Origin of the sequence: Sphingobacterium sp. HMA12, from assembly GCF_002933815.1 — a bacterium.
Taxonomy (GTDB): domain Bacteria; phylum Bacteroidota; class Bacteroidia; order Sphingobacteriales; family Sphingobacteriaceae; genus Sphingobacterium.
Map to the genome: position 1 here is coordinate 2,234,852 of NZ_BEYR01000001.1, position 20,800 is coordinate 2,255,651.

The window sequence follows — 20,800 nt, forward strand, 5'->3', positions numbered from 1 at the left end:
GGTTTTCATTTTATGCCCTTCTGGAAATAAAAAAGCCCCCAAAAAGTAAAATTCCTTTTGAGGGCCAATAAAACGATATAAAATTCTGCGCTGATGGCTTCTAATCCACACAGCGATTAGTGCACGCTTGACATATCAATCTGCGTCTTGCCTTGTTTGATCATCAGTACAAAAGGTACACAGATCAAAAATACAACTCCCAAATAGAGAAATACATCCATGTAAGACAGTACGGTTGCCTGCTTCATGACACTCATGTCCAATATTTGGTGCGCTTTGGCCAATGCCTCATTTGGAGCAAAGCCTTTCGCCTGAAAACTCATCTGCAGCTGCTGCACACGCTGTTGTACCTCAAATTTACTCGGATCCAAGTTGGCAACTAAGTCAACACGGTGCTTTTGAGAGTCACGCGCGATAAAAGTTGTGATCAGTGCAATACCAAATGAACCACCCAACTGACGCATCATACCCGTAAATGCCGCTCCCTCACCGATAGATTTACCATGAAGGGTCGAAAGGGATAAAGTCATTACAGGAACAAAGAGTAAACCCAAACCTACCCCACGAAGGATAAGCGGCCAAAACATATGTTCAGATCCCGTATCGTTGGTCATTAGACTATACATCCAAAAACAAAAACCAAAGAAGATACTCAATCCAACCGCAACCATATACTTCTGCGGAACACCATTCTGGATCATTTTACCAATAAATGGCATCATGATCCCGGTCATAATCGAACTTGGCAATAACAATAGACCAGCATCCGTTGCCGTCCAACCCAATATCGATTGCGTATAGATCGGGATAATAAAGGTCGATCCAAATAAGCCAAAACCGAGTATAAAACTCATCACCACCCCTACCTGTAAATTCTTATCACGCAATACCCTCAGGTTAACAATAGGTTTGTCATAAACCAGCTCCCGCCAGATGAAGAACAATAGCCCGAATACAGATAATATGGACAGACCTAAGATTAATGGATCATCAAACCAATCATCCTGTTGGCCATGTTCCAGCACAAACTGAAGTGAACCAATAAACATGATTAAAAAGATCACGCCGAACCAATCCACCTCCTTTGCCGATTGCTTTTGGCTATATTTCGGACTACGAACAAAGGACAAGGTCAGCAAAGTAGCTATAATTCCCAATGGTACATTTATGTAAAAAATATAAGGCCAAGAGAAGTTGTCTATGATATAACCACCCAAGGGCGGGCCCAATGTAGGTCCAATAATAACCCCCATACCGTAAATAGCCTGTGCCATACTACGTTTCTCTTTGGGGTAACTTTCTGTGATAATGGTCTGTGCGGTCACTAGTAAGGCTCCCCCACCCATCCCTTGCAGAAAGCGAAATGCGACAAGCTCCCAGATATTGGTCGCGTTGCCACACAAAAATGAAGATATTGTAAATATGACAATTGACGCCGCAAAGTAATTACGTCTTCCAAACTGTTGGGACAACCAACTCGTCATCGGAATCACAATTACGTTAGCAATGGCATAAGCCGTAATAACCCAGGCCACGTCTGTCAATGTTGCCCCTAACGATCCTTTCATATCGTTTAAGGCCACATTCACAATCGTCGTATCCACGATTTCCAGCAAGGCACAGAGCACGGCTGTAATCGTAATGACTACGCGTCGAAAACCATATTCAACCAGACTATCTTGTTGATTTAAATTTTCCATAGTTATTGAACATGCACATCTACGTCAGCATTCATGCCCGGTCTGAGCAAAGCAACATTTTCAGCTTTATTATCTTTTGTCAATTTGATTTTTACCGGTAGGCGTTGTACTGTTTTTACAAAGTTACCAGTTGCATTGTCCGGAGGCAATAAAGAGAAACGTGACCCAGTCGCCGGAGAAAAGGAATTAACCTCACCCTCAAATTCGATATTTGGATAAGCATCTACCTTAACACCTACCTTTTGACCTGGTTTCATTTTTTGCAATTGTGTCTCTTTGAAATTCGCAACCACCCAAGTTTCAATATTATCAACAATATAAAATAAAGACTGTCCCGGATTGATCATTTGACCAGGTTGCACTTTGATATTCGACACCTGACCATCAACAGAGGCCAACACAGCGGTATAAGAAAGATTTAATTTTGCGGCCTCTAATTGTGCCTTCGCCCTTTTTATATTCGCCTCAGCAACAGACGTCTGCTTAGAAGCTACTGTAGTCTTACTTACGATAGCATTACGTTGTGAAGCACTTGCATTACGTTGTTGTTGTAAGATTTCCACCTGTTTATCCGCTTCTAATTTAGCTGTTAAAGCCTGCTCATATTGCTGTTTTGTGATGGACTGATTGTTATATAGATTTTGGTAACGGATATAGTCGTTGTTTGCTTGTTTTGCACGGATACGCGCTGCATCAATGCTCCCCAAGTTTGACTGTATGGTTGCGTCAGAGATTGCTACGTTAGCAGATGATGCCGATACATCCGCCTTTGACACATCAAAACTACTTTCCGCAGCAGCCAAAGCAGCTTCTGCCTCGTCCACACGAACCTGATAATCCTGACTCTCAATGGTAAACAAGGTATCCCCTTTCTTTACCAAATCGTTATCCTTGACGTAAACCTTGGAAATAAATCCTCCGACACGCGGGATAATCGGACTCATATTCTTCTCCACCTGCGCATCGTCAGTGGTTTCATGCGCCTGCCCGTGCAGATATTTATAACCTCCGTAAGCCCCACCGAAGATGACCAAAGCGGCCAGAATAATTGTGAATTTTTTATTTGTACCTTTTTTTTCAGGTGCGTTTTCTACTGTATTTTCCATGTCTAGATTAATTGCTATTTAATGTTTAATGACCCATTTGCCAACAGCAGGTCATAGTATTTTTCAATTGTATTTGCTTTGCTTATTGCCAGATTTATTTTGCTCTGAAGCTGTTGAACATCCGCCGTCAATAAATCATCTGTATCCGCAATGCCGTTATCATATTTATCTTTTGTGATACGGTAATTTTCAACGGCCTGATCCAATGCCTGATGATACACCACATCCTGTTTTTGTGCCAGCATATAGCTTTCATTTGCTTGTTGTACCTGTACTTTTACCCTGTCATTGAGCAATTCCAGGTTCTCATCCATTTGTTTGATCCGGTTCTTAACGACATTCACCTCTCTCTTATTCTTATATAACGAACCTATATCATAAGATATGCCAACACCTACCATGGCAGCATTCGTCACCGTAACAACTTTCTGTAAACCAAAAGCATTGTAACCAGCGGTTGCCGAAACAGTTGGCAAAGTAGCCGCTTTTGTCACTTTTAACTGATCCTCCGCAACCAAACGCTGAGACTCCATGGACTTCACATCCGAGCGTACGGTCTTGGCAGTTTCGTAAGACGCCTTCAAGTCTAAATCTACCCCGTTCACTTCGCTTAGATTGATCTGATCCAATTGTGTATCTTCATCAATTTTCAGGAAATTAGCCAACTGATAATTGAGTACCTTAATATTTTTCTGCGCTTCCTGAAGTGAGACCTGATAGTTCGATAGCTGCAATTCCGCTTTTAACAGGTCATTCCGCGCGATCAAACCATTGTCCAACATCGCTTTGAAATCTGAAACCCGCTGCTCAGACTGCTTGATATTTTCAGCGATCAACAAATTGGTTTGCTGCGCCTTATATAAGCTTAGATAGAGATTTACTGCGCGGATAGCCAATTGTTCTTTACTAGCAACGGCGTTCCATTCCTCGGCTTTTAGCACATCTTTTGCAATATCAATTCCCCCTTTGATCCGACCACCTGTGTAGATTGGCATACTCACAGAAGCTTGTCCCAGCCACAATTGATTTGCAGCGATATCTGGTGCAGAGCCCCCTTCACCCAGTGCCAACTTTAGATTAACATTCGGCGTGGTCATCGCCATATATTGCCCACTCAATTTTGCATCAGGAAGCTGTTTCGATTTGGCACTTTCGACCTCGAGCTGTCTTCCCAATATTTTGGTATCGGCAGTTTTCGCTTCCACACTTTGGTTTGCAGCCATGTGAATTATTTCTTCCAAAGTCAGGTGTTTGTTGTCTTGCGCCAGCAAACCCAAAGGACTCAAAAGCAATAAAGCACTTAAATTGGCCAACTTATTTTTCATATGTCAATAAAGCTTTAATTGTTTTCTGTATAAATTCTGTTAACGTTGTTTCTATATACTGGCCATAGCCATCGTCATCGGCTATTCCCAATTGATCCTGTAAAAAGACCTGATTCATCTGAAAGTTCATAAACGTCCCCATCATCATGGAATGAATCAAAATGGGATCATTACCCGCTTTAAATACCCCATCTGCTATACCGCCATTAATAATGGACGCGATGACCTCCAAATTGTGAATTTTTAATTTTTTGAAAGCATCCGAAATCAGCATCCGCTGTTTTAACGTACTTTCAATGGCAATAACACGGTAGAGTTTTCGATGGGAGCTCATTGATTTCACATACCTGTCGACCATCACATCAATTTTGTCAAGCGCATTGCCGACTAACGAGAGTTCATCCACATTGATCATAAAATCTGGAACGCGCCATTCAAAAAAAGTATCCAGCAGCTTATCTTTTGACCCAAAATAATAGTTGATCATGGCCACATTGACATTTGCTTCATGTGCGATATCACGCACGGAAGTTCCATCAAACCCTTTCGTTGCAAAAAGTCGCTCAGCTGCAAAGAGGATATCTATTTGTTTATCGTTAAATTCCATGTAAAATCCTTCACTTTTAATAGCTAATTCCACCTATTATCCAACAGATAAAATCTTCTTTTGTTAAATGCGGGACAAAGTTAAACAAACGTTTAATTTAAACAAGTGTTTAATTATTAAATTTATGTCAAAAAATACAGCATGAAACGCTACACAAAAACAGCTAAATAATCACAATAAAATGATTTACAGAAAGATATCCATTCATCAAAAAAAAAACCATTTAAAGGATCTTTAAATGGTTTTGCCTGTTTTAGCACAAAAAAATCTAATGGCCTGGCCACCCAACGCATCCATCAAACAAAACGGATGACAGATCTAGCTAAAGGTAGCTAAGTTTTTTTTGGGCAGGCCTAAAATACCAGGATACTGCAATTAGAATCAGATAAAGCAAAGCTGGAGCCATCAAACCAAAGGCATCCCCTACCATAAGATGGGAATACAATGCTCCAGTTGCTGTAAAGAAAATACCAGCATAAGCCCATTCTTTCAACAAGGCTCTCTTCGGTAGTAGCAGGGCGATGACAGCCAAAATCTTCCAGAGGCCAAGTAACAATAGTATATAGTGGGGATAGCCCAAATGATCTACATTTTGGACGCCACCAGCCCCATCAGTTTTGATCCTAAAGACCTGTATGATCGCAGTAGACATCAATCCCAAACACAACCATACCGTTGCGACCCAATAGATTATTTTATCTCTCTTTTTCATCATATTTTTATTTTTTAAATCCGCCAAACCAATATCCTGATAATCGACTTTGAACCCAATATAATATGGACTATCCACCTAGGGTTCTACGTCCCATAATTTTGCGAATAACACTTTCGATTGTGCCATATCTTGCACTGGATAGCGCACTGTTTTAATTCCCTTATTCATTGACTATATATTTTTTGCCTCCTCTTCTGGATTTTCAGTAACTCCCGTTTTTGTGACTACTGTTCACGAGCTACCTGTTATGCAATACATTATGAAATTATAACCCAGATCGGAAATCTATAAATAACAAGACCATACTATATGTAGTTATTTGACTACAAATATACATGTAGTTATTTGACTACAAAACATTTTTTTGTTTTTTTTTCAGATTAATGTAAATTCGAGTAATTTCTATTCCCAAGCGTTTTCTAAGCATGCAGCGGATTGAAATGCCAATAGCAATGCCAGTATTCAACATAAAACAGCATTCGATTGAAAATTCATCTTTTTATCCTATTCATGGGTCTATCACTGCTTTCAGTAGCCCAGCCTCGGCATATACGGCTAATAGGCACTGTGTCAGCCGACAATTTCGCTAAGTACTTTAATACAGACACGGTACAGTTAAGGCAGTTAAACACGAGCAAAACACCTGCAGGAGTTTTTGTTGCTTACGAAAAAGCAGATACGCTTAATTTTAAGCATGAATTTTATAAGAGCTTTGATGGTCCAGGTTACACCAAAGTCGGATTGGCATTTTATGCTAGAAAAGGAAATGATTATCAGTTATCCTTCAGGAATGATAACGCTTTTTTTTGTGCATCATGCAATAATATGAGTTATTATAACGTAACTGCCAGCCGCGATACCGTCAGCATCTCGATTTCGTGGGGGCCGAACGCTTTTGGTCAAAATGAGGGTTATTATTTTGTTTATCGACCGGCGATAAAGCGCTGGCAATTGGCTGAACGAGATAATTCCGGATCGGATGATGAAGGTACAAGCAGCAGCGAATATATGTCCTATTCCAAAAACGTCAAGGTGTTTTTAGACGACTATAATGCCGAGTCCCTATCCTATGATTCTACGGTGATCAGCAGTCAAGGGATTGGTATCAGCTACAAGCCCGGAGATTACGCGGCTCTCCTTCGCTCGTTAAAAGAAATACCTAAAAATAGCCTTTTTTTGCTACCTAGAGTTTTTAACGAGCATACAGCACAGTATTTTATGGAAAACAGCCTGGACGAGGAGCAGCCTGACAATGCGAATCCTATTCAAGCTAAAAATGTACGGGCAGCCAATGATATCGCTTATTTTCTGGAGCAGGCAAATCAACTGGATGCAGCACAAGTTTTTTTAGATAAAGTAATTGAGCGTTTTCCTGAGCGTGAGGTTGCCTATTTAAACCGTGGGGATGTATTTTTCAAAAGAGGGCAATCTTCCTACAACAAGGCCGAAAAAGATTACCAAACCTACGTTGCACTAATGGATAAACGTGGGTTGCAGGCAAAAATTCCACGCCGAGTCTTCAAATTTTTAAGCACACAATAGTCTTTGACGCCCCGCATTACCTAATTTAAGATCCTATAGACCATTTCTTTGAGGATCTCCTCACTATTGAAATTGCTGGGCACATTGACTCCCTTTGATTTCAGGTCAGTCTCTTTGAGGACATTCAGTACATCAAAAGTTTTCCGGCGGTTGTAATTTCGGGCAGCCAGCTCATACTCTTTCAAGAAAAACGGATGTACCCCCAATTCTTTCGCGGCAATGGATTTATCAATGAGATAATGATATTTTAGTATTTTGGTGAAATAAGTGGCCACCTGCCCGACCACCATCACGAGCGGGTTATTCTTTGGGTTTGCCACAAAATAATCCACAATCTGATAAGCTTTCAAGGCGTTGCGCTTTGCTAGCGCGGTGTTGAGTTCAAATACATTGAAGTCTTTTGAAATACCGATGTTACGTTCCACATCATCTACGCTGATCTCTTGACTTTTCGGAACATTCAGCATCAGTTTATCCAATTCGTTGGATACCTTGGCCAGATCATTGCCGAGATAATCCGCGATTAAAGCCGCTGCCTGCGGATGTATTCGCCAGCCGGCATCTTTAAGATATCCGCCGATCCAGGGCGCAACTTTATCATCGTATAATTTAGCCGCATCGATGACCAATCCAGCCTTTTCAAACACCTTATATATTTTCTTCCGCTTGTCGAATTTGCCATGCTTATAGCAAAATACCAGGATGGTTGTTGGCGTCAGATGTTCCAGATATTTCGTCAACAGCTCCTCTGTATCCGATTTCCATTTAAGTTCCTGGGCTTCCTTCACAATGATCACCTGATATTCGCTCATCATCGGATATCGTTTGGCGGCATTGACCACTGTGGAAATATCGATATCCTTGCCGTAAAAAACAGATTGATCAAAGCCTTTTTGTGCATCATTCAGCACTGTCGATTCCAGTGCATCTGCGATGGTATCAATAAAATAACTTTCCTCCCCTTGTAGCAGGTAGACCGGCTTAAAAGATCTGTTCTTGATATCGGATAAGATCGGATTTATGTTCATATAAGCGAAATTACGATTTTACGGTCAAATCTATAGCAGTAAACCAATCAGAATTCATCCGGACGTTCGATCTATTTCGACAAAAAAGTCTAACCAATTGATTAAAAGAAGCAATTGTAAAGACGAAAAAACCACTTGTGAGAATCTTTTGAATTCCCTTTTTTGCTAAAATTTTAGTATATTTGTGTATGTTTTCACCGACACCGCTCAATTTGCCACCATTCAAAGCTAAAATATCCAAAAAGAATAATGCGGTTTATATTTTTGACGAGTTGCGAAAAAAAGAACTGGTATTGACGCCGGAGGAATGGGTCAGGCAACATTGGATAAATTATTTGGCATTGATCAAAAATTATCCAAAGTCACTGATGAATATTGAGGGCGGGTTAAAACTAAACAGTCTTCAACGACGGAGTGATTTATTGATTTATAACAGCAAAGGCCATAAGGTAGTTTTGGCAGAATTCAAAGCGCCGCATATCAAGATCACACAAAAAGTATTCGAACAGATCGCCAATTATAATTCGGTGCATCGTATTCCATACTTACTGGTGAGCAATGGCATCAATCATTATTATTGCAAAGTTGACTTTGACAACGAATCGTATCAATTTATAGAAGAGCTTCCAGATTATACTGAAATCGGCTAAGCACTTCTAAGTGAAACGGATAAAGCATAAGCCCTATTATAAAACACCTTTCTTTGCTGAAAGAGACGGTATCGAAAAAATGTAAAGTAGATGTAAAACATCTTTTCACTTTATTTGATTTTTAAAATATAGTTTTATATTAGTCCTACAGAATAGAAAAAAATAAAAAGATGAATATAGATAAAAACGAATTCAGAAAATATGCAGTAAAGCATCACCGCATTGGAAGTCAACATGTTGACAGTTTTATTGCCCGTACAGAGACTAGCATTCCGACAAATCTTACGCCATACATCGTTGAGGAACGTCAACTGAATGTTGCGCAGATGGATGTGTTTTCACGTCTGATGATGGATCGTATTATATTTTTAGGAAGCGGTATAGATGACCAGGTAGCAAATATTATTCAGGCACAATTGTTGTTTTTACAGTCCACTGACGCGCAGCGTGACATCCAGATCTACATCAATTCACCGGGTGGAAGTGTCTACGCAGGTTTGGGTATCTACGATACCATGCAATACATCACACCAGATGTAGCAACAATCTGTACTGGAATTGCAGCATCTATGGGCGCTGTCCTACTTGTAGCGGGAGCAAAAGGAAAACGCGCTGCTTTGCGTCACTCACGCGTAATGATTCACCAACCCTCTGGCGGTGCGCAAGGAGTTGCTGCTGATATGGAGATCAATTTACGTGAGATGTTAAAATTAAAAGAAGAATTATATACCATTATTTCAGAACACTCCGGACAAACCTATGAGTGGGTGGAAAAATCTTCTGATCGTGACTACTGGATGAGAGCCAATGAGGCCAAAGAATTTGGTATGATTGATGAGATTTTACTTCCTAAGAAGGAGATTATAAAATAACGATGGCGAAGAATAACGATAGAGACATTCATTGTTCGTTTTGTGGGATAAGCAAAAATGAAGCTCAGATGCTCATTGCTGGAAATGGAGCGCACATCTGTGACAGATGTATCCAACAGGCAGGAGAGATCTTGGCAGAAGAATTAAAACAACGGAAAAGCAAGACATTACAGACTGCATTAAAATTAATACGCCCCCAAGAGATCAAAACTCACTTGGATCAGTATGTAATCGGTCAAGATGACGCAAAGAAAGTAATTTCTGTGGCTGTTTATAATCACTATAAACGTCTGAATCAAAAAGTGGATAAAGATGAAATTGAAATCGAAAAATCCAATTTGATTATCGTTGGTGAGACAGGTACCGGCAAGACATTATTGGCAAAGACTGTTGCCAAAATATTGAACGTACCTTTCTGTATCGTTGATGCCACTGTACTAACTGAAGCTGGATACGTAGGAGAAGACGTAGAAAGTATTTTGACGCGATTGCTCCAGGCGGCCGATTATGATGTTGCCTCAGCAGAACGTGGTATCATCTATATTGATGAAATTGATAAAATCGCACGCAAGAGCGATAATCCTTCCATCACAAGAGATGTCTCGGGTGAAGGCGTACAACAGGCACTATTAAAGATTTTGGAAGGTACGGTTGTCAATGTTCCACCGCAAGGCGGACGTAAACATCCAGACCAAAAAATGATCGCTGTCAATACCAGCAACATTCTATTTATCTGTGGTGGTGCATTCGACGGAATCCAAAAGAAAATTGCAAACCGTCTGCGTACACAAACCGTAGGTTATAAGATGAATGAAGATGAAGAGGAAATCGACTTGAACAATCTTTATAAGTATATTACACCTCAGGATCTGAAAAACTTTGGATTGATCCCAGAGTTAATCGGACGCCTTCCAGTCTTGACCTACTTAAATCCATTGGATAAAGAAACTTTGTTGAGTATTTTAACAGAGCCAAAAAATGCATTGGTCAAACAATACAAAAAGTTATTTGAGTACGAAGGTGTCGAACTGAAATTTGATCCCGAAGTATACACTTTTATTGTAGATAAAGCTGACGAATTTAAGCTTGGTGCCAGAGGGCTCCGCAGTATCTGCGAAGCGATCATGCTGGATGCCATGTTTGAAATGCCGTCAACGAAAGAGCAAACGGGACAAAAAAGTTTGGAGATCACCTTGGATTATGCGAAGAAAAAATTCGAAAAATCCGATCTGAAAAAGCTTAAAGTCGCTTAAAAAAAAATCCCGTTCGCTGAACGGGATTTTTTTTTAAGCTATTGCGCCTTATCACTGAATTTAATAACGCCCCTATCCATACTGAGATCCGTGGATAAAAGCGCTTATCAAGCCAAAGCATATAAAAAAAAGAATTAAAAATCTTATATTACAATAATAACATAGCCATAACGGAATGTTGACAGACAGATAAGAGATTCGTGAAATTAAAATTTAATGACTATGACAAAGAAAAGTACAAAAAATACAGTAAATAGCCCGATAACACCAGGTTTAAAAACCAAAGAAGAAATCGTGAACAACTGGCTTCCGCGTTATACCGGAAGACCTTTGGAGGAGTTTGGGGAATATATTCTATTGACAAATTTTTCAAAATATATCCACCTGTTTTCGGAAATGCATGATAACGCCCCTATTTACGGGGAGGATAAACCCATGCAATCCGTTACTGCCGGCGGCATCACGATTATCAACTTTGGGATGGGCAGCCCAATGGCCGCAACGATAATGGATCTACTATCCGCTATTGCCCCTAAAGCCGTATTGTTTTTAGGCAAAACCGGCGGTATCAAGAAGAAAATCCCAGTAGGCGAACTGATCCTCCCGATCGCGGCTATCCGTGGCGAAGGAACATCGAATGATTACTTTCCACCCGAAGTGCCCTCCCTACCGGCCTTCGCCATGCAGAAAGCGATATCCACGACAATTCGTGACCATCAACGCGACTATTGGACAGGAACGGTATACACCACCAATAGAAGAGTCTGGGAGCATGACAAAGCGTTCAAAAAATACCTAAAGTCTATTCGTGCCATGTGTGTCGATATGGAAACAGCAACAATATTTAGTGTCGGTTTTGCCAACAAAATTCCGACAGGCGCTTTATTGCTGGTTTCTGACCAGCCAATGGTTCCGGAGGGAGTAAAAACATCTGTTAGCGATGTCACGGTCACGGCTAAGTATGTCGAGGCACATATCAGTATAGGTATTGATGCCCTGAAGCAGCTTATCAATAACGGACTAACTGTAAAACACCTTAAATTTTAAGCGTTTCAATACAAAGAAAAAAGAGCCCCAACTAGATGCTCCCGAAAAGAAACGGCGTTCGGTCTTGAAAAATACCTTTAAAATCGAAAAGGCTAAAAATTGACGATTAAAATAATGAGCTCGATATCGGGCTCATTTCTTTTATGAGCCAGTCATCTGAGCTTTGCTGTCCAAGCCGAATAATCCGTCGCAAGATCATTTTACCGCTCGCATTATATTCGTTAGGCCGCCGACCAATACCCTTTGAAAAACAGCAACTTAAAACTAGTAAACGCCATACTTTATTATTAATTGAACTGGTATTAACTATAAATTGAAACGTTAACAAATGTTAATTTGCACAATAATTAAACTATTTGGCGTTTATGTTGTAATAGTAATATTACAAATAGCACATATATCATAAATTTAATCAAGCATTGTGAAGAAAAAAACATTATCTATTTTCAGCGTCTCCCTATTGATTTGTTCAGTCTTAGCCACCCAGGTAAGTTGTTCTTCAAGTTCTTCCAAAGAAAATAATACCAATGAAAAGCCTGTCGCCCTACCAGTTTATACGGTGATCAAGTCAGATGCGACCACAATCAAGGATTATTTGGGCACCATAGAAGGAAAAGTGAATGTTGAAGTGAGACCCCAGGTGGAAGGCTTATTGCAGGAAATCTATGTTGACGAAGGTTCTTTTGTGCAAAAAGGACAAAAGCTATTCAAAGTAGACCCGTCTACTTATCAAGAAAACCTAAACAATATGGTGGCAACAGAGCAGGTTGCACGGGCCAAACTTAAAAATGCACAACTCGAAGTCGACCGTTTGAAACCATTGGTTCAAAATGATGTCATTTCAGATGTAAAACTGGCCTCCGCGAAATCGGACTATCAAGTTGCCAAGGCTACCTTGGACCAGGCCATTGCTGCTGTACGTTCTGCACAGATCAGCAAAGACTTTACCATTATTACCGCTCCTGTAAGCGGTTACATCGGACGTATTCCAAAACGTATCGGTAATCTGGTTTCCAAAGGTGACAAAGAGCCCCTTACCTACCTGTCCGATATACAGGAAGTCTATGTTTACTTCTCCATGAATGAATCCGATTTCCTATACTTTTCAAAGGCACAGGCAAAAAAAGACAGCATTGAAGGTAAAAAATACAACCAAAACCAAAAACTGGTATTTCCTCAGGTTACACTCGTTCTCGCTGATGGCGAAGAATACCCTATCAAAGGAGTTGTTGACGCTGTCAATGGACAGATCAACAGAACAACGGGTGCGATTTCTTTACGTGCAACTTTTCAGAACCGGGATAACATCTTACGTTCAGGAAGCAGCGGTACATTAAAAATTGCCGAGGTAAAAAAAGATGTACTCCAGATTCCGCAGATTGCCATTAATGAATTGCAGGATAAAACGTTTGTTTACATATTGGATAAAAATAATAAAGCGCAACGCCGCAATATCCAGCTTTCCGGTAAAAGTAAGGGCAATTACATTGTGGATTCCGGCCTCAAGGAAAACGATCGTGTCATTACCAGCGGATTTGACAAGCTGACAGACGGTTCGGCCGTAGCCCCTATTCCACAGAAATAATTAGCGTACATTTTTACGTATTTACGGCGTTCCTTTTCAGGTCTGCCTGAGGTATGTCTAAAATTCTTATATATGTTAAAAACCTTTATAAATAGACCTGTCTTAGCGACGGTCATTTCTATTATTTTAGTCATATTGGGCTTGGTGGGATTAAAATTGCTTCCTGTCTCCCGATTTCCCGAAATCGCACCACCGAGTGTGCTAGTATCACTGAGTTATCCCGGTGCCAATGCCGAGACTGTGGCAAAAAGTGTACTGCTCCCCATCGAAGAGGCTATTAATGGCGTCGAAGATATGACCTATATTAAGTCATCCGCCTCCAATTCCGGTTCGGGAAGCGTTTCTGTCTATTTTAAGACCGGAACCAATCCGGATATTGCCTCCGTCAATGTGCAGACCCGTATCTCCAAAGCCATCAGTTCCATTCCAGCTGAAGTAAACGAGGCTGGGATTACCGTTATGCCTCGTCAGACGGGTGTCATCATGACCATCAACCTCTATTCAGATCATCAGGATAAAGCCTATGATGAGACCTTTCTGCAGGCCTACGCGCAGATCAATCTTATGCGGCCCCTATTACGTGTAGACGGTGTCGCACAGGTATCCCGGCTCGGTGCAAGGGATTATGCCATGCGGCTCTGGCTGAACCCCGAAAAACTGGCCCTTTATAATCTGGTTCCCCAGGACATTATGAATGCTATCAAAGATCAAAACTTTGAGATTGCTCCCGGTAAATTTGGGGAGACTTCCGACGAGGCATTTGAAACCGTCATTCGGCATAAAGGACGTTTTACGACACCCGAAGAGTTTCAAAGCATCGTCATCAAGACAAACAACGACGGGTCGGTCCTCTACCTCAAGGACGTAGCGCGGGTAGAATTTGGCGCCACCAATCTCAGTAGCGACAATAAAGTCAATGGTCACCCTGGATTAACCCTTAATCTGACGCAAACCAGTGGTTCCAATGCCCACGATATCGACATAGCCGTTCGAAAAGTGCTCGAAGAACAAGCCAAGACATTCCCAAAAGGATTACATTATGAGGTGACCTATTCCGTCCGTGACCAGATCGATGAATCCATCAATCAGGTTGAACATACCCTCTTCGAAGCATTTATTCTGGTCTTTATCATTGTTTTTATATTCTTACAAGATTTTAGATCCACCTTAATTCCGGCAATTGCCATACCAGTTTCTTTGATTGGTACCTTCTTTTTCCTGCAGCTCTTTGGTTTCTCGCTCAATGTATTGACGATGTTCGCCTTGGTGCTGGCTATCGGTATTGTTGTGGATGATGCAATCGTAGTTGTTGAGGCTATCCATGAGAAGATGCACAGTACAGGATTAAAACCCAAAGCTGCAACATTGTCGACCATGACAGAAATTACAGGTGCAATCCTATCGATTACCATGGTCATGGCGGCGGTGTTTTTACCGGTCGGTTTTATGGAAGGGCCTGCGGGTATCTTTTACCGGCAATTTGCGTACACCTTGGCGACAGCGATCTTGATTTCGGCCCTGAATGCCTTGACATTGAGTCCGGCCCTCTGTGCGCTACTACTTAAGGCACCAAAGCATCAAAAAGAAGAAGAGCATAAGTCAAGAATCAACCAATTCAAAGATCGTTTCTTTAAAGCATTCAACACCTCTTTTGATCGTCTGACAGACCGATACGTAGCCATTGTACAGTTATTGATCAATCATAAAAAAATAGCTTGGATAGGCCTGGTATTAGTTACTGCAATCGGTGTCATTTTAATGATCAAAACACCAAAAAGTTTTATCCCAACGGAGGATGACGGTTTTATTACCTATAACATCGCACTGCCTCCCGGGGCTTCGTTAAGCCGCACGACAGAAGTGCTCCATCGTGCTGACAGCATATTGAAAAAGAGAAAAGATATCGAAGGCATGACGACAGTATCTGGCTTCAATGCCCTGGATGGTAGTTCAAGCCCTGCCTTTGCCGCAGGTTACATTACCCTTAAACCGCACGCCAAACGCAAGCACATCAAAAATATCAATGCCTTTATGGATACCGTACGAAACGACTTGGCACAGATAAACGAGGCTACATTTACGGTATTCCCAAGACCTACAGTACAAGGATTTGGGGATTTTGCGGGAATTGAAATGGTTCTTCAAGACCGTATGGGCGGCGACGTAAGAGATTTTAACACCATTGCCGATACCTTTATCAGCCAATTGAATACCCGTCCTGAAATCCGTAGTGCCTACACCAGTTTCAAATCTAATTTCCCACAATACGAGGTAAACATCGATGCTGTAAAAGCGAAATCGCTCGGTGTTGAGATCAAAGATCTGATGTCTACGATACGTTCATACTTTGCTCGTGTACAGGCCAGTGACTTTAATCGTTTTGGCCGGCAATACCGTGTCTATGTGCAGTCTGATTTCGATTTCCGGAAAGATCCGGAGTCTTTCAATTCAATCTTCGTACGGAACAACAAAGGCGAGATGGTACCCATCAATACCATTTTGACATTAGAAAAAACTGTCGGTCCTGAAACCATTACCCGTTACAACCTATACAATGCCATCGCCGTCAATATAACACCGGCCGAAGGCTACAGTACCGACGATGCCATGCAGGCCATCCAAAAACTGGCGGACGAAAAGTTACCCGGAAACTATGGCTTTGAATGGACGGGAATGAGTTATGAAGAGAGCCAATCTGGATCACAGACCATTCTGATCTTTGTTTTGAGTATCTTATTTGTTTACTTTTTGCTTTCGGCACAGTATGAAAGCTATATCCTGCCCTGGGCGGTTTTGCTGTCCATACCTGTAGGTCTGATCGGTGTTTTTTCGGTGATCAATCTTGTCGGCTTACAGAATAACATCTATGTACAAGTTGGATTGATCATGCTGATCGGTCTACTGGCTAAAAATGCAATCCTCATTGTTGAATTTGCCGTTCAGGAACGCAAAAATGGAAAAAGTATCGTGGAAGCAGCGATCAGTGGGTCAAAACTGCGGTTGAGGCCGATCCTGATGACCAGTCTCGCATTTGTGGCAGGTCTAGTACCCTTGATGTGGACGGTCGGCCCTTCGGCCATCGGTAACCACTCCATTAGCTTCAGCGCTGCGGGGGGTATGTTATTGGGTGTTGCCTTTGGCATCTTTATTATTCCGGTACTCTTTGTTGTTTTCAAAGGATTAGATGAAAAATTACAGAATAAACTCGCTAAAGAAGAAGAAGAATGAAGATCATAAAAAAATACATTTCAGCGCTATGTCTAGCTACAGGGCTACTGGTTTCAATGAATGCGTGTAAAATCGGTAAAGATTATGTTCAACCCAAATTGCAACTTCCCAGTACCTTCCGTGGCGATACATTGGATTTTTTTGGAGACACCTCAAGTATGGGGCTGATCCATTGGAAAACCTTCTTCCATGACCCCACGCTCAAGATGCTGATCGATTCTGCTCTGGCCAACAATTTTGAGATGAAAACAGCACTGCTCAACCTCCAGATCTCCAACAGGGTTCTGGCACAGAATAAATCCAATTATTTACCAAGTGTAAGTGCCACCATAGCGAATGGAAGCCGCACCTGGCGATCGAAAGATTTTGGAAGCGGCCCCCTGACAAAATATTATGACCGCAAAGGTGAAAAAGCTCCCGAAAATATGTTTGTCTACCAATCGCAATTTGGTTCTGACATCAGTTTCAGCTGGGAAATAGATATCTGGAAAAAGATCAGCAGCAAACAAGAGCAGCTTTTGGCCGAATATCTGGATACACAAGAAGCCAAAAATGCAATTCAGACCAATATCATTACCTCGGTCGCCAAAGGTTATTTCAACCTACTGATGTTGGATGCCAAAATCGAAGTCGCCAAGCGTAATGTTCAGCTCAATGACAGCACATTGCGCATGATCAAGCTTCAATACACCGCTGGTGAGATCACTGCACTGGCCATTCAGCAAACAGAGTCTCAGCGCCTGCTAGCCGCCTCATTGGTACCAGAATTGGAAAAACAGATTGTTATTCAGGAGAATGCTCTTCAGACATTAACGGGAAAACTACCCGATAGCATTAAACGCGGAACTTCATACGAGCATCTTTTTGCGGAAAGCAAAGATATATCCTTAGGTTCGCCTGTCGAAATCATACGAAATCGGCCAGATATCCGATCCTCCGAGTTTCAGCTAATGGCCGCCAATGCGAACGCCAATATCCAGCAGGCCATGCGCTATCCTTCGCTCAATATAGGCGGCGTACTCGGTGTAAATGCGATGCTTCCCCGCAACTGGTTCAATATCCCCGGCGCCCTATTGGGTGGAATAACCGGCAATCTGACCACACCTATATTTAAGAACAAAACATTAAAAACACAATATGAGGTTGCGAAACTGGAACGTGATAAGGCCGAAATCCAGCTTCAACAAAAAGTGGTTGAAGCCATTGCCGAAGTCTCCAACGCTGTAGTAACAGTAGATAAACAGCGGGAACAGCTTGAATTGGCAAGAAAAAGAGTGGACAATGCACATCTTGCGGTAAAAAATGCAAACCTGCTCTTCAAAAGCGGATATGCAACATACCTGGAAGTCATCACTGCCCAAAGTAATGCCCTGGATAGTGACTTAGATCTCGTCGAATTACGCCAGCAACATCTGGATGGATTCGTGGATCTCTACCGATCTTTAGGTGGAGGTTGGAGATAATGATTTAAAACTTTATTTTTGTCTTATGACACCAGAGGAATTACAAGAATATTTTCAGTCACGGGACTTACCCCAATCACTGGAAATACAACAAGATATGCAAGTGTTTGACGTGGAAAGATTTATCAGCACAAGTTTTATCCACGTTGGATTATGGAAAAAAGATCTGAGCAAATGCCCTTCCTGGGTCAGGCTCTTAAAGTTTAAAGAAGCACTTGAAAATAGCGAAAAAGCCTAACGATCGTTAGGCTTTTTATTTTTTTAGCTAAGCTGCTTTAACAAGACAGACATCTCCTCCTTCGAAAAGATCTGCTCCGCTCCTCCCGCCAGCATTTCAAGGCGCTCACGCTCATCACTACTCGAGGTCAGACCAAAAATACGAATGGCAGGGAACTTATCCCGGACTATCTTTGCGGTTTCGATGCCGTTTAGGATCGGCATGTGCAGATCCAATATACATACCTCAGGGAGCGCATTTTCATGTTCAATCAAATAGTCGATCAGATCTCTACCATTAGCGGCACAATAAACTAATTCCAATGAATGGGATTGGGCCATAGCCTTCATCATGACATGATGGATCATCGCATCATCTGCGTAGACAATCTTACATTTGCTTTTGGTATCCATTCGAAAAAGATATCATTCAACTAATTAATACAATAAAATTCTATAAATATGTAATAAAAACAAAAAATTTAGAAAGAAGTTAGCGAAGATTATGTTAATATGCAAATCTTATTAAAAAAAATGCACAACAAATCTTCCATTAAATTCAATTTAGTTCGAATAATAAGAACATCATTAGGTAGCAAAATCTCGTTTAGACAATAAATGGGTCTAACAGATTTGGATTAGTCGAAAGATTTAATTTAACGCAATGGTATCATTAAAAGTCATCCTCTATAATTTCAGCCACTCGTCCCACCTGGCCATCCGTCAGTCTTACTTTTATCCCTCTTGAATGATAAGAGGAGGATGTCAGTAAATCCTTTACAATGCCTTCTGTAAGATTCCCACTGCGTTGGTCTTTTTTCAAAATAATATTGACCAACATTCCTGGCTTTACGTCCGCTCTATTTCTTCCGTCCATGGTCAAATGTAAGAAATAAAAAAGGAGTTTTCCAAAAGAAAACTCCCCTATTTTTGTTGAATGATTTATTTTTTTTTCATCCCCTATATATGCTAGGGTCCTTGTCGCGACGACGTTGGCCTATATTTTTTGTTTTCAGCAATATACGCCAGGGATAAGTGTCTCTCCGCTTATGACAACAACAAGATCGTCTGGAACATCCTTCTTACTGATAGCGTTTCCATTACGGCTATGCGTCATTTAAACTATTTGAACAACTTAAAAATATCATTTCCGAATATAAACACCATCAGGCCCAAAAGGATAAAGAATCCGACCATTTGTGCTTTTTCGAGAAATTTTTCACTCAGCGGTTTGCCTTGAATCATCTCGATCAGTAAGAATACAACGTGACCACCATCCAGTGCCGGAATAGGCAATAAATTCATAAAGGCAAGCGCCATTGAAAGCATACCAACCAAAGACCAGAACCGAATCCAATCTACTTCGGTGCCGAACAATGTAGCAATACCGATAGGTCCGGATAGCGCTTTATCAGCACGCACCTCCCCTTTGAAGATTTTACCGAATCCTTTCGCATTATCTGTGATTACCGTAAATGCTTTTTTAGCACCGATTGGGAAGGCCTCCATAAGTGTATAATTCGTCGTAAACGACTTAATCGAATTGTCATGGTTGACACTGATACCTAACATCGCGTCTGCAGGTACATTTCCTTGGAGAGAAACCTCTGCTCCCGCACGGATTACTTTAATGACAACGGGTTTATTGATATTTGCTTTAACTAACGTTCTGAATTGATCAAAGAAAGGCACCTGAGTATCATTTAAGGCAACAATACTATCCCCTTTGACGAAGCCCATCTTGCTTGCCACCGACCCCGGAGCCACCTGTGCGACACTTGTTGTTTTAAAACGGGGTTCAATAAACTTTTCTCCCTTTTTATCGGACAAGGTATTCAATAAATCTGCCGGAACCTTGATTTCTGTTGTCGCACCATCACGCTCTACTGTAAGGGCTACACCGCCCATCAATACTTTCGAACTGATTAATTCGGAGTAGTTTTCAACGCGGTGACCATCTATTGCGACAACTTTATCACCTGCCTTCAGACCGATAGATTCACCAATAGAGCCCGGTACGATACCGTTCACCAGTTGATCCATCTTGACATCTGTATTGCCCATTTTGAAGGTCAACATCCAAAAGACAAGAATACCGACGACAATATTGACAATAATACCGCCCAACATTACAATCAGACGTTGCCATGCCGGTTTCGAACGGAACTCCCAAGGTTGCGGCTCGCCCTTCAATTGTTCGGTATCCATTGACTCATCGATCATACCGGCAATCTTCACATAGCCCCCTAGAGGCAACCAACCGATACCATACTCACAACCTTTATAGTTGAATTTAAACAATTTCACTCCCCATGCATCAAAGAACAAATAGAATTTCTCCACTTTAATACCAAATGCACGTGCTGCTAAAAAATGCCCTAACTCATGTAGAACAATTAAAATTGACAAGCCTAAAATCACTTGTCCGACCATAATTAAAACACCCATGTATGCTTTCTATAT

General features: G+C 41.3%; 18 protein-coding genes. 9 read left to right on the forward strand and 9 right to left on the reverse strand.

The window, feature by feature from the left end:
- Positions 1 to 116: 116 nt before the first annotated feature.
- The 5 genes from HMAT_RS09555 to HMAT_RS09575 form a co-directional block, all read right to left on the reverse strand.
- On the reverse strand, positions 117 to 1,700 hold the full coding sequence (locus HMAT_RS09555) for an MDR family MFS transporter (RefSeq protein WP_104382485.1): 1,584 nt from the start codon (positions 1,698 to 1,700) through the stop codon (positions 117 to 119).
- 2 nt (positions 1,701 to 1,702) lie between these two features.
- The gene (locus tag HMAT_RS09560) at positions 1,703 to 2,806 is read right to left on the reverse strand and encodes an HlyD family secretion protein (RefSeq protein WP_104382486.1); all 1,104 of its coding nucleotides are present in this window, start codon (positions 2,804 to 2,806) and stop codon (positions 1,703 to 1,705) included.
- A gap of 14 nt (positions 2,807 to 2,820) precedes the next feature.
- Positions 2,821 to 4,131, reverse strand: a complete 1,311-nt coding sequence (locus HMAT_RS09565; protein WP_104382487.1) for a TolC family protein — start codon at positions 4,129 to 4,131, stop codon at positions 2,821 to 2,823.
- The gene (locus HMAT_RS09570; protein ID WP_104382488.1) at positions 4,121 to 4,738 is read right to left on the reverse strand and encodes a TetR/AcrR family transcriptional regulator; all 618 of its coding nucleotides are present in this window, start codon (positions 4,736 to 4,738) and stop codon (positions 4,121 to 4,123) included. The genes HMAT_RS09565 and HMAT_RS09570 overlap by 11 nt, the downstream gene beginning before the upstream one ends.
- Positions 4,739 to 5,060: 322 nt before the next feature.
- Positions 5,061 to 5,453, reverse strand: a complete 393-nt coding sequence (locus tag HMAT_RS09575; RefSeq protein WP_233789162.1) for a DoxX family protein — start codon at positions 5,451 to 5,453, stop codon at positions 5,061 to 5,063.
- Between the two features lie 483 nt (positions 5,454 to 5,936).
- Here HMAT_RS09575 and HMAT_RS09580 point away from each other — a divergent pair, with 483 nt between their 5' ends.
- On the forward strand, positions 5,937 to 6,995 hold the full coding sequence (locus tag HMAT_RS09580) for a M48 family metallopeptidase (protein ID WP_158655728.1): 1,059 nt from the start codon (positions 5,937 to 5,939) through the stop codon (positions 6,993 to 6,995).
- Between the two features lie 20 nt (positions 6,996 to 7,015).
- Here HMAT_RS09580 and holA read toward each other — a convergent pair whose 3' ends face one another.
- Positions 7,016 to 8,023 (reverse strand): DNA polymerase III subunit delta, encoded by a 1,008-nt coding sequence (holA, locus tag HMAT_RS09585; protein ID WP_104382490.1) that lies wholly within the window; start codon positions 8,021 to 8,023, stop codon positions 7,016 to 7,018.
- A gap of 188 nt (positions 8,024 to 8,211) precedes the next feature.
- Between holA and HMAT_RS09590 the strand changes: the two genes are divergently transcribed.
- The 8 genes from HMAT_RS09590 to HMAT_RS09625 all read left to right on the forward strand — a co-directional run bounded on the left by HMAT_RS09590 (position 8,212) and on the right by HMAT_RS09625 (position 18,359).
- On the forward strand, positions 8,212 to 8,673 hold the full coding sequence (locus HMAT_RS09590; protein ID WP_104382491.1) for a type I restriction enzyme HsdR N-terminal domain-containing protein: 462 nt from the start codon (positions 8,212 to 8,214) through the stop codon (positions 8,671 to 8,673).
- A gap of 170 nt (positions 8,674 to 8,843) precedes the next feature.
- Positions 8,844 to 9,545, forward strand: a complete 702-nt coding sequence (gene clpP / locus HMAT_RS09595) for an ATP-dependent Clp endopeptidase proteolytic subunit ClpP (protein WP_104382492.1) — start codon at positions 8,844 to 8,846, stop codon at positions 9,543 to 9,545.
- A 2-nt stretch (positions 9,546 to 9,547) separates the two neighbouring features.
- Positions 9,548 to 10,798: an ATP-dependent Clp protease ATP-binding subunit ClpX gene (gene clpX, locus HMAT_RS09600; protein WP_077435192.1), complete on the forward strand. Its 1,251-nt coding sequence runs from the start codon at positions 9,548 to 9,550 to the stop codon at positions 10,796 to 10,798.
- Between the two features lie 222 nt (positions 10,799 to 11,020).
- Positions 11,021 to 11,845: an AMP nucleosidase gene (locus HMAT_RS09605; protein ID WP_104382493.1), complete on the forward strand. Its 825-nt coding sequence runs from the start codon at positions 11,021 to 11,023 to the stop codon at positions 11,843 to 11,845.
- Between the two features lie 421 nt (positions 11,846 to 12,266).
- Positions 12,267 to 13,430: an efflux RND transporter periplasmic adaptor subunit gene (locus tag HMAT_RS09610; protein ID WP_233789164.1), complete on the forward strand. Its 1,164-nt coding sequence runs from the start codon at positions 12,267 to 12,269 to the stop codon at positions 13,428 to 13,430.
- A gap of 72 nt (positions 13,431 to 13,502) precedes the next feature.
- Entirely contained in the window at positions 13,503 to 16,658 is a 3,156-nt protein-coding gene (locus tag HMAT_RS09615) for an efflux RND transporter permease subunit (protein ID WP_104382495.1), read from the forward strand.
- A complete protein-coding gene (locus HMAT_RS09620; RefSeq protein ID WP_104382496.1) occupies positions 16,655 to 18,121 on the forward strand; it encodes an efflux transporter outer membrane subunit in 1,467 nt (488 codons plus the stop codon). Before HMAT_RS09615 ends, HMAT_RS09620 begins: the two co-directional genes overlap by 4 nt.
- 25 nt (positions 18,122 to 18,146) lie before the next feature.
- On the forward strand, positions 18,147 to 18,359 hold the full coding sequence (locus HMAT_RS09625; protein ID WP_104382497.1) for a hypothetical protein: 213 nt from the start codon (positions 18,147 to 18,149) through the stop codon (positions 18,357 to 18,359).
- A 23-nt stretch (positions 18,360 to 18,382) separates the two neighbouring features.
- Here the strand turns inward: HMAT_RS09625 and HMAT_RS09630 are convergent, their stop codons facing one another.
- The 3 genes from HMAT_RS09630 to rseP all read right to left on the reverse strand — a co-directional run bounded on the left by HMAT_RS09630 (position 18,383) and on the right by rseP (position 20,785).
- Entirely contained in the window at positions 18,383 to 18,751 is a 369-nt protein-coding gene (locus HMAT_RS09630; RefSeq protein WP_104382498.1) for a response regulator, read from the reverse strand.
- Positions 18,752 to 19,010: 259 nt separating this feature from the next.
- Complete coding sequence (locus HMAT_RS09635) at positions 19,011 to 19,214, reverse strand: YwbE family protein (protein WP_104382499.1); 204 nt, start codon at positions 19,212 to 19,214, stop codon at positions 19,011 to 19,013.
- A gap of 245 nt (positions 19,215 to 19,459) precedes the next feature.
- Positions 19,460 to 20,785 (reverse strand): RIP metalloprotease RseP, encoded by a 1,326-nt coding sequence (rseP, locus tag HMAT_RS09640; protein ID WP_104382500.1) that lies wholly within the window; start codon positions 20,783 to 20,785, stop codon positions 19,460 to 19,462.
- Between the last annotated feature and the right edge of the window lie 15 nt (positions 20,786 to 20,800).

Excerpts from the sequence above, each read along its gene's own strand:
- HMAT_RS09555 (WP_104382485.1), bottom strand. The coding sequence starts at position 1,700 with ATGGAAAATTTAAATCAACAAGATAGTCTGGTTGAATATGGTTTTCGA.
- HMAT_RS09560 (WP_104382486.1), bottom strand. The coding sequence starts at position 2,806 with ATGGAAAATACAGTAGAAAACGCACCTGAAAAAAAAGGTACAAATAAA.
- HMAT_RS09565 (WP_104382487.1), bottom strand. The coding sequence starts at position 4,131 with ATGAAAAATAAGTTGGCCAATTTAAGTGCTTTATTGCTTTTGAGTCCT.
- HMAT_RS09570 (WP_104382488.1), bottom strand. The coding sequence starts at position 4,738 with ATGGAATTTAACGATAAACAAATAGATATCCTCTTTGCAGCTGAGCGA.
- HMAT_RS09575 (WP_233789162.1), bottom strand. The coding sequence starts at position 5,453 with ATGATGAAAAAGAGAGATAAAATAATCTATTGGGTCGCAACGGTATGG.
- holA (WP_104382490.1), bottom strand. The coding sequence starts at position 8,023 with ATGAACATAAATCCGATCTTATCCGATATCAAGAACAGATCTTTTAAG.
- HMAT_RS09590 (WP_104382491.1), top strand. The coding sequence starts at position 8,212 with ATGTTTTCACCGACACCGCTCAATTTGCCACCATTCAAAGCTAAAATA.
- clpP (WP_104382492.1), top strand. The coding sequence starts at position 8,844 with ATGAATATAGATAAAAACGAATTCAGAAAATATGCAGTAAAGCATCAC.
- clpX (WP_077435192.1), top strand. The coding sequence starts at position 9,548 with ATGGCGAAGAATAACGATAGAGACATTCATTGTTCGTTTTGTGGGATA.
- HMAT_RS09605 (WP_104382493.1), top strand. The coding sequence starts at position 11,021 with ATGACAAAGAAAAGTACAAAAAATACAGTAAATAGCCCGATAACACCA.
- HMAT_RS09615 (WP_104382495.1), top strand. The coding sequence starts at position 13,503 with ATGTTAAAAACCTTTATAAATAGACCTGTCTTAGCGACGGTCATTTCT.
- HMAT_RS09620 (WP_104382496.1), top strand. The coding sequence starts at position 16,655 with ATGAAGATCATAAAAAAATACATTTCAGCGCTATGTCTAGCTACAGGG.
- HMAT_RS09625 (WP_104382497.1), top strand. The coding sequence starts at position 18,147 with ATGACACCAGAGGAATTACAAGAATATTTTCAGTCACGGGACTTACCC.
- HMAT_RS09630 (WP_104382498.1), bottom strand. The coding sequence starts at position 18,751 with ATGGATACCAAAAGCAAATGTAAGATTGTCTACGCAGATGATGCGATG.
- HMAT_RS09635 (WP_104382499.1), bottom strand. The coding sequence starts at position 19,214 with ATGGACGGAAGAAATAGAGCGGACGTAAAGCCAGGAATGTTGGTCAAT.
- rseP (WP_104382500.1), bottom strand. The coding sequence starts at position 20,785 with ATGGGTGTTTTAATTATGGTCGGACAAGTGATTTTAGGCTTGTCAATT.